Annotated in this window: 6 protein-coding genes; 4 read left to right on the plus strand and 2 right to left on the minus strand. The window is 33.6% G+C overall.

The window, feature by feature from the left end:
- Positions 1 to 970: 970 nt before the first annotated feature.
- The 3 genes from FEDK69T_RS16110 to FEDK69T_RS12330 all read left to right on the plus strand — a co-directional run bounded on the left by FEDK69T_RS16110 (position 971) and on the right by FEDK69T_RS12330 (position 8,168).
- Entirely contained in the window at positions 971 to 2,506 is a 1,536-nt protein-coding gene (locus tag FEDK69T_RS16110; RefSeq protein WP_244875461.1) for a T9SS type A sorting domain-containing protein, read from the plus strand.
- 1,038 nt (positions 2,507 to 3,544) lie between these two features.
- The gene (locus FEDK69T_RS12325; RefSeq protein ID WP_023574501.1) at positions 3,545 to 5,203 is read left to right on the plus strand and encodes a T9SS type A sorting domain-containing protein; all 1,659 of its coding nucleotides are present in this window, start codon (positions 3,545 to 3,547) and stop codon (positions 5,201 to 5,203) included.
- A gap of 259 nt (positions 5,204 to 5,462) precedes the next feature.
- Positions 5,463 to 8,168, plus strand: a complete 2,706-nt coding sequence (locus FEDK69T_RS12330) for a DUF7619 domain-containing protein (protein ID WP_035630862.1) — start codon at positions 5,463 to 5,465, stop codon at positions 8,166 to 8,168.
- 387 nt (positions 8,169 to 8,555) lie between these two features.
- Here FEDK69T_RS12330 and FEDK69T_RS12340 read toward each other — a convergent pair whose 3' ends face one another.
- Both FEDK69T_RS12340 and pheT read right to left on the minus strand, forming a co-directional pair.
- Positions 8,556 to 9,272, minus strand: coding sequence for a hypothetical protein (locus FEDK69T_RS12340; RefSeq protein WP_023574503.1), 717 nt, complete (start codon positions 9,270 to 9,272; stop codon positions 8,556 to 8,558).
- A 162-nt stretch (positions 9,273 to 9,434) separates the two neighbouring features.
- Positions 9,435 to 11,864, minus strand: a complete 2,430-nt coding sequence (gene pheT / locus FEDK69T_RS12345; protein ID WP_023574504.1) for a phenylalanine--tRNA ligase subunit beta — start codon at positions 11,862 to 11,864, stop codon at positions 9,435 to 9,437.
- A gap of 135 nt (positions 11,865 to 11,999) precedes the next feature.
- On the opposite strand from pheT, the gene FEDK69T_RS12350 reads away from it, so the two are divergent.
- Entirely contained in the window at positions 12,000 to 14,465 is a 2,466-nt protein-coding gene (locus FEDK69T_RS12350) for an AsmA family protein (protein ID WP_023574505.1), read from the plus strand.
- Positions 14,466 to 14,483: the final 18 nt, after the last annotated feature.

Here is a 14,483-nt window from a genome sequence, read left to right on the forward strand (position 1 = left end):
TAGTGTTAATGCACAGATTATTAATTTCCCGGATGCAAATTTTAAAGCGAGACTAATGCTATCCGGAACAGGGCCAATTATTGCCAAGAATTTATCCGGGGTTTCTTTTAAAATTGATGCCAATAACAATGGTGAAATTGAAGTAAGTGAGGCTCAACAAGTAAGTTATTTAAATCTTAATTGTAACTGTTACCCAAACCAAATAATAAATTCTATAAGTGGAATTTCAAATTTTATTAATTTGAATACTTTACAATGTTTAAATCATAATTTAACAACATTAGATTTGAGTAATAATATAAACCTCCAAGAAGTAAATCTTGCTTCCAATAGCTTAACTAATTTAAATATTAATTCTTGCACAGGTCTTAAATATTTAGACATACGTGAGAATCAATTAACCTCGATTGATCTTTCAAATTGTGGGCAATTAGAATATTTGGATTGTTCAGGCAACACCTTTCCAAGTTTAGATTTATCAAATAATGTAAATTTGATTGATTTGTTCTTGCCAGTTGTGAGTAATGTGAATAATATAAATCTTGACACTAATGTAAAATTGAAGAATTTAAGGTGTGCTACAAATGGTCAATTATTTTATTTGAACCTTAGGAATAATGTGCTTTTGGAAAAATTAGATTGTGATCTTCTAAATATTAATACTCTAGATTTACAAAATAATATTAACCTAAAGGAATTGAGATGTAGTCGTAATCAATTAACATCGCTTGATTTAAGAAACAATATAAATTTAACAACTTTATATTGCGATAATAATAATTTAACACATTTAGACTTAAGTGATAATTCATTACTTCAATATGTTAACTGTGATAATAATCAATTAACATTTTTAAATATTAACGGTTTAGGGAATTTGATTAATTTGTACTGTAGAAATAATCAATTAAATAGGTTAGATGCAAGTACAAATTTTAATTTAGCTAATTTAGCTGCGGCAAATAATTCATTGAACGAATTATTTATTAAAAACGGTAGAAGTACATCGAATTATGGTTTTCCTCTAGGTAACCCAGGGTTAAGGTATATATGTGTTAATGAAAACGAAATTAGTAGATGGCAACAAAGTGCATCACAATTCGGTTATGTAAATTGTCAAATAAACTCGTATTGCTCATTTGTGCCAGGTGGTGTACATTACATAGTTTCTGGCAATAACAGATTTGATAGTAATAATGATGGCTGCGATGCTTCAGATGTTCTTTTGAAGAATTTAAAATTCAATTTAACTGATGGAGTAAATAGTGGTGTTTTTATTTCAAATGCAACTGGTCAATATTCAATTCCCTTTACAAGTGGGACGCATACGATAACTCCAGTTTTGGAAAACCCGTCCTATTTCACTATTTCGCCACCATCTGTTAATGTTACTTTTCCAACTCAGGCCAGTCCTTATACTCAAAATTTCTGTGTAACTATAAATAATCCAATAGCTGACCTAGAAGTTGTTTTATTACCATTGAATGCGGCAAGACCCGGATTTAATGCTAGTTATAAGCTCATTTATAAGAACAAAGGAAATACAACACAATCAGGTTCGGTTAACTTAACCTATAATGATGCTGTTTTAGATTTCGTTTCGGCTTATCCTGTAGAATCAAATCAAGCTAACAACAGTTTATCATGGGATTTCACTAATTTACTACCATTCGAGACAAGAGAAATTACTGTAGCTTTAAACGTAAATTCCCCAACGGAAACTCCGGCAGTAAATGATGGAGATATTTTGCATTATACTACAGCTGTTACTTCAGCAGCTACAGATGAAATGCCAAATGACAATACATTTGTATTCCATCAAAGGGTAGTTAACTCATATGATCCAAATGATAAAACTTGTATCCAAGGAACAACAATTGCTCAGAGCCAGGTAGGGAAGTATGTGCATTACATGATCCGTTTCGAAAATACGGGTACTTTTCCTGCCCAGAATATTGTTGTAAAAGACATGATTGATACAAACAAGTTTGATATCAATTCATTAGTACCGTTAAAAGGAAGTCATCCATTTGTAACCAATATCACTTCAGGAAATAAAGTGGAATTCATTTTCGAAAACATCAATTTACCGTTTGATGATGCCAATAATGACGGTTATGTAGCATTCAAAATCAAAACAAAACCAAGTTTGGTTGTTGGGAATACATTCAGCAACAGTGCAAGTATCTATTTCGATTACAACTTCCCGATTGTAACTAATACAGCAACTACAACAATCCAAACATTAAGTACTCAGGATTTTGGATTTGGCCAGTATTTCAGTTTGTATCCGAATCCGGTGAAAGATGTTTTGAACATCGAAACCAAACAGACTATCGAAGTAAGTTCCATCAATATTTACAATCAATTAGGACAATTGGTATTGGTGGTTCCTAATGCTCATGCAATTTCTAAAGTAGACGTTTCTGCTTTATCTTCAGGGAATTATTTCATCAAAATCAATTCGGATAAAGGAACTTCGAATACCAAGTTTATCAAGCAGTAAACTCTACATTTAAATATTTTGAAATCCCGATTGCAGTTTGTAATCGGGATTTTTGTTTAAGTGAAAGATGAGGAATATCACAAAAATTAATAAGAAAAGTACAGGTGAAATTTAGAATTTCGATAGATTTACAATGCTAAATTTATTCTTATGAAGAAAATCTACTTTCTATTGTTGGCTTTATGCCTTTTTACTGGTGCTAATGCTCAGGTTATTAATTTTCCTGATGCTAATTTTAAAGCGAGGCTAATGTTATCTGCTCCAGGTGCAAATATTGCCAAGAATTTATCCGGGATTTATTTTAAAATTGATGCAAATAACAATGGTGAAATTGAAGTAAGTGAAGCTCAACAAGTAAGCTACATAAATCTTAACTGTAACTGCTCATCAAATCAAATAATAAATTCTTTAAGCGGAATTTCAAATTTTATTAATTTGAATACTTTACAATGTGCTAATCATAATTTAACAACATTAGATTTGAGTAATAATATTAACTTGGAAACATTAAATATTTCTTCCAATAGGGTTTCTAGTTTAAATATTAATTCTTGCACCGGTCTTAAATGGTTAAACCTCAGAGACAATCCATTAACTTCGATTAATCTTTCAAATTGTAGGCAGCTAGAATATTTGGATTGTGCAGACAACACCTATGCAAGTTTAGACTTATCGAATAATGTAAATTTGATTGATTTGTACTTGCCACATGTGAGTAATATTAATCTTGACACTAATGTAAGATTGAAGAATTTATGGTGCCCATCATATATTGGCGAATCATCTATTTTTTATTTGAACCTTAGGAATAACGTACTTTTGGAAAAATTATATTGTCATTTTCAAAATATTAATGTTCTAGATTTACAAAATAATATTAACCTTAAAGAATTGAGATGTAGTAATAATCAATTAACATCACTTGATTTAAGAAACAATATAAATTTAACATATTTAGATTGCGCATATAATAATTTAACACATTTAGACTTAAGTAATAATTCATTACTTCAATATGTTAATTGTAAAAATAATCAATTGACATTTTTAGATATTAACGGTTTAGGAAATATGACTACTTTGTATTGTAACAATAATCAATTAGATAGGTTAGATTTAAGTACAAATTTTAATTTAAATGTTTTATTTGCTAATGATAATTCATTGAATGAATTATTTATTAAAAACGGTAGGAGTACATTAAACTATAATTTTTTTGGAGGTAACCCAGAGTTAAGGTATATATGTGCTGATGAAAACGAAATTAGTTCATTACAGCAAAGACTATCACAAACTGGTCATGTAAATTGTCATATAAACTCGTATTGCTCATTTGTGCCAGGAGGTATACATTATATAGTTTCGGGTAATAACAGATTAGATAGTAATGATGATGGCTGTGATGCTTCAGATGTTCTTTTGAAGAATTTAAAATTCAATTTAACTGATGGAGTAAATAGTGGTGTTTTTATTTCAAATGCTACAGGTCAATATTCAATTCCCTTTATAGGTGGAACGCATACAATAACTCCAGTTTTGGAAAACCCATCTTATTTCACTATTTCTCCATCATCTGTTAATGTTACTTTTCCAACTCAGGCCAGTCCTTATACTCAAAATTTCTGTGTAACTATAAATAATCCAATAGCTGACCTAGAAGTTGTTTTATTGCCATTGAATGCGGCAAGACCCGGATTTAATGCTAGTTATAAGCTTATTTATAAGAACAAAGGAAATACAACACAATCAGGTTCGGTTAACTTAACCTATAATGATGCTGTTTTAGATTTCGTTTCGGCTTATCCTGTAGAATCAAATCAAACTAGCAACAGTTTATCATGGGATTTCATTAATTTGCTGCCATTTGAGACAAGAGAAATTATTTTAGTTTTAAACGTAAATTCTCCAACGGAAACTCCGGCAGTAAATGATGGAGATATTTTGCATTATACTGCAACTATTAGTTCGGCAGCTACAGATGAAATGCCAAATGATAATACGTTTGCATTCCATCAGAGGGTAGTAAACTCTTTCGATCCAAATGACAAAACTTGTCTCCAAGGAGCAACAATTGCTCAGAGTCAGGTAGGGAAGTATGTGCATTACATGATCCGTTTCGAAAATACGGGTACTTTTCCTGCTCAGAATATTGTTGTAAAAGACATGATTGATACGAACAAGTTTGATATCAATTCGTTAGTTCCGATGAAAGGAAGTCATAATTTTGCTACAAGAATAAACAATAATAAAGTTGAATTTATTTTTGAAAACATCAATTTACCATTTGATGATGCCAATAATGACGGGTTTGTCGCTTTTAAAATCAAAACAAAACCAACTTTGGTTCTTGGAAATACTTTCAGCAACAGTGCTAGTATTTATTTCGATTACAACTTCCCGATTGTAACTAATACTGCTACTACTACAATCCAAACATTAAGTACTCAGGATTTTAATTTTGCGACTTATTTTATGTTATATCCGAATCCCGTAAAAGACGTTTTGAACATCGAAACCAAACAGACTATCGAAGTAAGTTCTATCAATATCTACAATCAATTAGGACAATTGGTGTTGCTGGTTCCAAACGCGCAGAATGTTTCAAAAGTGGATGTTTCCAGTTTGGCTTCCGGGAATTATTTCATCAAAATCAATTCGGATAAGGGAACTTCAAATACTAAATTCATCAAGAAGTAAGAATACAGTTTTTTAAATAGCTTAAATCCCCCGCAAATGCAGGGGATTTTTTGTTCATTTTCGAAGGTTATAAATTGATTTTTGCTGATTTATGATTCGTTTATCACGTCATATGCGCTTATTACAATCGCAATTAATTTGATTTATCGACAGCGGTAACAAATCAACGACAACCAACATCCCTATGAAAAGAGTTTCTTGTTAATTGTATGTAATTTAGGGATATAAATCATTCATTTAGGGATATAAATTATTGATTATGAAAAAAATCTACCTATTTCTGATGGCCGTGTGCCTTTTTACTACTGCTAACGCACAGATTATTAATTTTCCAGATGCTAATTTTAAGGAGAAATTGCTTCAGGCAAATCCATTTAGTTCATTTGTAATTGCAAAAGATTTTTATGGTAATAAGGTCCGTATTGATAGTAATCTTGACGGAGAAATTCAAATAGGAGAAGCGGCACTAATTTATTATCTGGAAGTGTCATGGTCAAGGGAGTGGAACAATGCTGTTACAGATCTGACTGGGGTATCCAATTTTGTTAATCTGCGAACGTTGGTATGTCCAGGTAACCATCTTACTTCATTGGATGTTAGTAATTTAACAAATCTTAGAGAATTGTATTGTCATATGAATCAGATTGCTGTTTTGAATATTAATGGACTAACAAACCTTAATGTACTGGGCTGTAATGAAAATCAGCTATCAACGTTGAACGTAAATTCTTTTACTAACCTGACTAAATTAAATTGCTCAAATAATACACTTACATCATTAAATATTAGCAATTTAGTAAATCTGACAGAGTTACGTTGTTCCCATAACCAAATTTCTTCTTTAAATATTAGTAATTTAGTAAATCTGACAGATTTAGATTGTTCCTATAACCAAATTTCTTCTTTAAACGTTAGTCCTTTAATTAATCTTAGAAATATTTACTGTGATAATAACCAAATCACCTCGCTGAATTTGAATGGTCTTGTATATTTACAAGAAGTGAGTTGTCATAATAATCAATTGACTTCCTTAAATTTGGGCAGTCATCCATACTTATTGCATTTGTTTTGTAATAACAATCAACTAACATCAGTAAATTTGGGCAGTCATCCAATCTTTGTTGGGTTGGATTGTAGTAACAATCCATTAACTTCCTTAAATTTGGGCAGTGGTCCATCCTTATATTGGTTGCGTTGTAATAACAATCAATTGACTTCCTTAAATTTGGGCAGTTATCCAAACTTAGAGCAGTTGCACTGTAGTAACAATCAATTAACATCATTAAATTTGAATGGTCTTGTAAATTTACAAGTTTTGCATTGCGATTATAATCAATTGACTTCCTTAAATTTGGGCAGTCATCCAAACTTTTCGTATTTGAATTGTAGTAATAATCCCTTAGAATACTTGTTTTTAAAAAATAATTCTGAAGAACTTGATTTTGATGATAATGATTGGGAAACGGAATATCCCGTATTTAGATTTAGCAATACGCCCAATTTAAGATATATCTGTGCAGATGATTTTCAAGTGGATGCAATTCAAAACAAAATCAACGAATATGGGTATACAAATTGTCATGTAAACACTTACTGTTCATTCGTTCCGGGAGCTGAATTTTTTACTATCCAAGGAAATAATAAATTTGATAATAATAACAATGGTTGTGATGTTTCGGATTCAGCATTTCAAAACCTAAAGTTCAGCATTTCAGATGGAACAAATAGCGGAACTTTTATTTCAAATACTTCTGGAAATTACTCTACTCCAGTTCAGGCAGGAACATATACTATAACTCCAATTTTGGAAAATCCGTCTTATTTTACAATTTCCCAAACAAGTCCGGTTGTAAATTTTCCAGCACAAACAAGTCCGTTTACTCAAGATTTTTGTATTGCCGCTAACGGTATTCACCCTGATTTAGAAGTTACTTTATTGTCATCACGACCAGTGCGTCCGGGTTTTGACGCAATTTATAAATTGATATATAAGAACAAGGGAACCAATGCACAATCCGGAACAGTTAATCTGACTTTTAATGATGCGGTTTTGGATTTAGTTTCAGCTAATCCTTTGACATTAACCCAAACAGTCAATAATCTAACTTGGGATTTCACTAATTTGCTACCATTTGAGACAAGAGAAATTACCATAACCCTAAATCTAAATTCCCCAACGGAAACACCGGCAGTAAATAACGGAGATATTTTAAATTATTCGGCAAGCATTACTTCAGTTGCGACAGATGAAACGCCAAATGACAATACATTTGCATTTAATCAAACCGTGGTTAACTCTTTCGATCCAAACGACAAAACCTGTTTGGAAGGTACCACGATTACTCCAAGCGAAGTAGGGAAGTACGTGCATTACCTTATCCGTTTTGAAAATACCGGTTCTTTCCCGGCAGAAAACATTGTGGTAAAAGACATGATTGATACGAACAAGTTTGATATTAATTCATTAGTACCGTTAAAAGGAAGTCATAATTTTGTTACGAGAATAAACGATAATAAAGTTGAATTTATTTTTGAGAACATTGATTTACCTTTCGACAATGCGAATAATGACGGGTATGTGGCTTTTAAAATCAAAACGAAACCAACTTTGGTTGTTGGGAATACTTTCAGCAACAACGCGAGTATTTATTTTGATTACAACTTCCCGATTGTAACTAATACAGCTACTACTACAATCCAAACATTAAGCACTCAGGATTTTAGCTTTGCGACTTATTTTGTGTTATATCCGAATCCCGTTAAAGACGTTTTAAACATCGAAACCAAGCAAACTATAGAAGTAAGTTCCATCAATATCTACAATCAATTAGGACAATTGGTGTTGGTGGTTCCAAACGCACAGAATGTTTCGAAAGTGGATGTTTCCGGTTTGGCTTCCGGGAATTATTTCATCAAAATCAATTCGGATAAAGGAACTTCAAATACCAAGTTTATCAAGCAGTAAGTTATATTTTTTATAGATTAAAATCCCGATTGCAGTTTGTGGTCGGGATTTTTTGTTTCTGTTGCGAGCGAGTTTATTTCTACTACTAGCGAGTTTATTTCTGTTGCGAACGAGTTTGTTTCTGTTGCGAGCGTATTTGTTTCTGCTACTAGCGAGTTTGTTTGTGTTGTGAGTGAGTTTGTTTGTGTTGCGAGGGACTTTATTTCTGCTACTAGCGAGTTTGTTTCTGTTGCGAACGAGTTTGTTTCTGTTGCGAGCGAGTTTGTTTCTGTTGCGAACGAGTTTATTTTTGCTAGGATTAAATTCCTTGCTGCACGTAAAATTCTTTATTGAGGTTAAATTTTTTACACATCGAAATCCCGATTGCAGTTTGTAGTCGGGATTTTTTTATCCGCCAAAATCACTGTTCCAAATATTCACATTGAAATTTTTACCTCTTGAAACGGCATAGTAGATTCCTATAGCGCACCAATATTTAAATATGAACAGGAAGGAAATAAATCTCATCGTTGCAGTGTCTGACTTTCCTAAAAATGTTTCAGGCACTAACAAACAGCAAAAGGCGCTCAACATTAGGAAAAATAGAATCAGAGTTCCAAGATTACGGAAGGGAAGTACCAGCCATTTTCTCAGCGGATGCAAGTCATTTCCCCATTTGTGTATCAGATAATAATAATCGTTGCCAAGTGGTGCAAACAAAAGCGGGTCATTGTATTTTTTTAATTGAAATACTTTGGAAGGGGCAATCATCTTAAATCCGCTCAATTGAGTTTGATGTGCTTTTTCCAGATTTTTTATTTTGGAGACAGCTTCCTCGGGAAACGGAAGTTTATAAAGATGGCTGTCTAAAAATCGTAATCGGTAATCGATACAGATTGCCTTTATCTGACTTAGGTGAAAGATTCTTTCGGTTTCGAGTAAATCAAAATCAAATGTGTTTTCTGTGATTTCAGATTTTGAACCAAGTTTTTTACGAATGAAAGTTCTTTTATTTTCATCTTCTGCCAATAATAAATTGGCAAAAGCTACCGGATCGGTGTAAGAACCGGATTTTTTTCGCTGAGAAATAAGCTTTTCATGAATATTTGTTTTCTTCAGCAGCATAGTAATGTTTCTTAAATGATTGATAAAAGAAAAACACTCTAAGTTAGTGATTTATAGGTAAATAATCAATAGGATTGACTTTGTTTTTAAATATGGATTCAAAAAAAATCCTGCAGAGGTTTTGCCTTGCAGGATTGATATTAAGTTTAAAAAAAAGTTTGTTTATCTTAACTGAGCGCCAACTTCTTTTTCGAAATTCTGTTGCAATTTGCTCATGATTTTGTCAATTTGAGCATCGGTAAGTGTTTTTGAAGCATCCTGAATCGTAAAACTTACTGCATAAGACTTTTTGCCTTCCGGAAGTTTGCTTCCTTCGTAAACGTCAAATAAGTTAACGTCTTTCAGCAATGATTTTTCTGTTTGCTTTGCAATCGAATAGATTTGCTCAAACTGTACATTACTGTCAACCAATAATGCTAAATCTCTGCGTACTTCAGGATATTTAGGAATTTCAACAAACTTGATTTTATTTGAAATCAGTTTTAAAACTTCACCCCAGTTAAAATCGGCAAATAAAACTTCCTGTTTGATGTCAAAATGTTTTAGGATCGATTTCTTAACGGTTCCGAATTCAACAATGGTTTCCTTACCGTTTGTAAGCGCAATTCCTTCCGAGAACACATCATTATCCAACGGTTGGGTTGTAATTTTATCAATTCCCAAACGGGACAATATTGCTGTAATATAACCTTTGAAAAGGAAGAAGTCGGACGGTTTTTCAGCCGTTGTCCAGCTTTCCATCAATCGGTTTCCGGTTACGAATAAAGTCAAGTGCTTTAGTTCTGTATAACCTGAAAGTAGTTTATGGTATGATTTTCCGAACTCGAATAATTTCAAATCGGATTTCTTTCTGTTGATATTGTAGGATAAAGCTTCTAAGCCACTAAACAACAACGACTGGCGCATAGCTGATAAATCATTGCTCAACGGATTCAGCATCGTTACATTATGCTCTTCTTTCAGTTTTTCTGTTAAGCTGATGTACTGAGGAGAAGTCAGGGAATTTGCCATCATTTCATTGAATCCCTGTGAAGCCAATTGGTTGGCAATTACATTCTGCACTTTGTAATCTTCAGTGCGGGACGAATTGGAAATCGAAGCATTCAGCTTTGTAGTAAAGTTGATGTTGTTGTATCCGTATACGCGTAAAATTTCTTCAATTACGTCGATTTCACGTTGTACATCCACGCGGTAAGCAGGAACTGTCAATCCTAAACCGGCATCAGAAACACTGTTTACCTTGATATCTAAAGTAACTAATATCTTTTTGATTGTCTCTTTCGGAATTTCCTGTCCGATAATCTTATTTACATTCGCAAAATTCAGCACTATAGGGAAATCCTCGATTTTTTTCGGATAAATATCGATAGGATCCGAAGTGATTTCACCACCTGCGACTTCCTGAATTAAAAGAGCAGCACGTTTCATTGCATATTCCGTAATGGTAGGATCAATTCCTCTTTCGAAACGGAAAGAAGCATCTGTGCTTAACGTATGTCTTTTTGCAGTTTTTCTAATCGATATTGGATTGAAGTAAGCACTTTCAAGGAAAATAGCAGTCGTGTTTTCAGTAACGCCTGAATTTTTTCCTCCGAAAACACCTGCGATACACATTGGTCCGCTTTCGTCACAAATCATCAAATCTTCCTCGTGAAGCGTTCTTTCAACTTCATCAAGAGTGGTGAATTTTGTGCCGGCAGGAAGTGTTTTTACAATCACTTTATTACCTCTGATTTTGGCTGCGTCAAAAGCGTGTAATGGCTGCCCCAATTCATGTAAAACATAATTGGTAACGTCAACAACGTTGTTTTTTGGAGCCAATCCGATGGCTTTTAAACGGTTTTGCAACCAACTCGGTGACGGTTTAACCGTGATTCCGGAAATGGTAACTCCGCAATACCTTGGAGCCAATTTCGTGTCTTCAACTTTTATGTCGATTTTCAGCGTACGTTTTTCAACTTTAAATTTACTTACAGATGGCGTCATCAATTCAGAATGATTATTTCCTTTCTGAATTAACCCTGCACGCAAATCTCTGGCAACACCTAGATGACTCATGGCATCGGCACGGTTTGGCGTTAATCCGATTTCAAAAACCTCATCAGTTTCGATATTGAACACTTTAGAAGCTAAAGTTCCCGGAACAAGATTCTCGGCAAGGATCATAATCCCGTCATGAGATTCACCAAGACCTAATTCGTCTTCGGCACAAATCATTCCGTGACTTTCCTCTCCGCGGATTTTTCCTTTTTTGATTTCGAAAGCGTTTCCTTCAGTGTCATACAATTTTGTGCCTATGGTTGCCACAGGGACTTTTTGACCGGCTGCCACATTCGGAGCTCCACATACAATCTGAACCGGCGGATTGCCGTCGCCTAAATCAACCGTAGTGATGCTTAATTTATCGGCATTCGGATGTGGAATGCAGGTAAGTACATGACCAACCACTACACCTTCCAGACCTCCTTTAAGGCTTTCGTATTTGTCCACACTTTCTACTTCAAGACCCAAATCAGTAAGCAGGGCAGAAGTATCTTCAGAGTTCCAGTCAATTTTGATGAATTGTTTTAACCAATTGTAGGATATGCGCATTTCTGTATCGTTTTTATAAGATTGCAAAGATAATAATTGTCTGTTATTTTTTGCTACAAAACAGCGAGCAATTATGCCTGAAATTGAGTAATTCTGACTGATTAATTTCTTAAATTTGTGTAAACACTTACACATTTGGAAACGAAAGTAGGTTTGTACGGTAAAATTAAAGGGAACAAAGTTCTTTTTATGTTGCTAAAAGGTCTTGGCGCGCTGTTACTTTTGTTTGTCATAATGTATTTAGGTTTAGGTATTTATCTTTCTGCCAGAAAAGATAAAATCAAAAACAATCTCACCGAATTAATCAACGAAAAAAGTACCGGAGAAATGAAGATAGGAGACCTGCAAGTTTCCTTATTTCAGGGGTTTCCGAGTCTGACTGTCCAAGTTAAGGATGTTATCGTCAAAGACAGTCTGTGGCATCTTCATAAGAGAACGCTTTTAAAGGCAGATAAAGTGTATGCAAAAGTTTCACCTTGGGCAATTTTAAAGAAAACGATTTCTGTAAACAATCTGACCATTAAAAATGCGGTTATTGATATTTATATTGATGAAAAAGGATATAGTAATATGTCTGTTTTTACGAATTTCAAAAAGGAGAAAAAACCTGAGGAAAATGAAAAATCAGATTTAGAGGTAAATATTGATGAAATCGACTTTACGGATGTTACCCTCGTTTCTGAAAATCAAATCAAGAAGAAAAATTTCAATTTCATAACATCGGATCTGGAGATGCGGATCTCCCGTAATGATATGGGATGGAAAGCAGCTGTTGCAGTGGAAACCTTTGTAAACAGTATGACATTTAATACCACAAAAGGCAGTTATGCTGAAAAGAAAATCATAAAAGGGGAGATAGGTGTTGTTTACAACAGCGAAAAAAAACAAATAGGTGCATATTCAAAGGAGCTTACTATCGGAGGGAATCCTTTCGAAGTTAAAGCTACGTTTGGGATTTCTAAAACCAATTCCCTTTTCAAAATAATGCTTTTTTGTCCGTCAATTCAATGGAGAGAAGCTTCATCTTTGTTGGCCAACAATGTCAGAACAAAATTGGATAAATTCAATTTGGCAGAACCTTTTGATGTGCGATGTACTCTTAAAGGTAATCTTAAAGTAAGAGGAAATCCTTCCATTCATGTGATTGCCAACATGGAAAATAATAAGTTGACTACAAAAAATGAAGTCATTGACGATTGCAGTTTTAAAGGGGAATTTATCAACCACTATGTGAAGAACGGAATCTTTGGTGATCCGAATTCGGCGGTGTTTCTGCATGGTTTTAGGGGGAATTACAGAGGAATCCCATTCACCACAAAGGATATGATGATTTTTAATCTGAAAAAACCAATAGCTTCAGGGTCTGTGAAAAGTGATTTTGACGTCACGGCTTTTAATTCGATTTTCTCTAAAGACCTTCTACAATTTACAAAAGGGAAAGCCAATGTTTCGGTTCAATTTAAAGCGAACGTGGTTGATTTGAAAATCTCGAAGCCTTTTATTATCGGGAATGTCAATATTTTGAATTCGAATTTTGCTTATGGGCAAAGTAAGTTAGCTGTTGCCGACTGTAATTTAAAAATGGAATTTACTCAGGATAAACTCGACATAAGGACTTTTGGTTTTAAAACCCCGAAAAGTGAGTTTTATATGAAAGGTTATGCAGGGAATTTCATGAATCTGTATTATGATAACCCGGAAAAAATAGTTTTGAACCTGGATATTAATTGTCCTAAGATAGACTTGTCGGAGTTTATTTTTATGTTAAAATCAAATAAGAAGGGAACGTCAAAAAAATCGCCAAAAGGAAAGAACAGGTCTGATTTTTTAGAAAAGGCACTTAACAACAGCAATCTGGCTCTTAATCTGAATATCGATAAACTGACTTATAAAAAATTTAAAGCAACAAATGCGATTGCAAACATAAAAACATCCAGCGATAACATTGCGATTGAAAAAGTAGCCATCCGTAAAGGAAATGGGACTATTAATCTTAACGGAATAATTGATCGCACCGGTAAAAATGATGATTTTAATCTGAAGGTAAATGTATCGAAACTGGATATCAGGGATTTGCTGTATTCTTTTGATAATTTCGGATCTGCTACGATTAACTATAAAAATATAACCGGTAATATCGATCTAAATGCAAATCTCAATGGTATTCTTACAGATAAAGGCGGAATAGAGAGAAACTCATTGAATGGAAATCTTACTTTTATTTTGAAGAACGGAGCCTTTATTAATTTCCAGCCGATTGAGAACGTTGGGGAAAAAGTTTTTCCCGGGCGAAATTTTAAAAAGGTGACGTTTGAAAACTTAAATGGTGATTTTAAAGTCAGTAATAGAAATATATATATCAGTCCGATGAAAGTAAACACAAGCGTGTTGAATTTTGATTTGAGCGGAGTTTATGCCCTGGAAAGAGGTACAAATCTTAATGTAGATGTTTATTTGCGTGACCCTCAAAAAGATAAAAACATAAAAAATCTTAAAATTCGGAAGAAAAAAAGGGACGAAGGAATGTCAGTTCATTTGATGGCTGTTGATGGTCCCGACGGAAAAGTGAAAGTGAAATTTCGAAGCCTTAAAGTGAAATAAGATTTCTAAGTAAGCAGT

It is taken from the genome of Flavobacterium enshiense DK69 (assembly GCF_000498495.1).
GTDB lineage: Bacteria > Bacteroidota > Bacteroidia > Flavobacteriales > Flavobacteriaceae > Flavobacterium > Flavobacterium enshiense.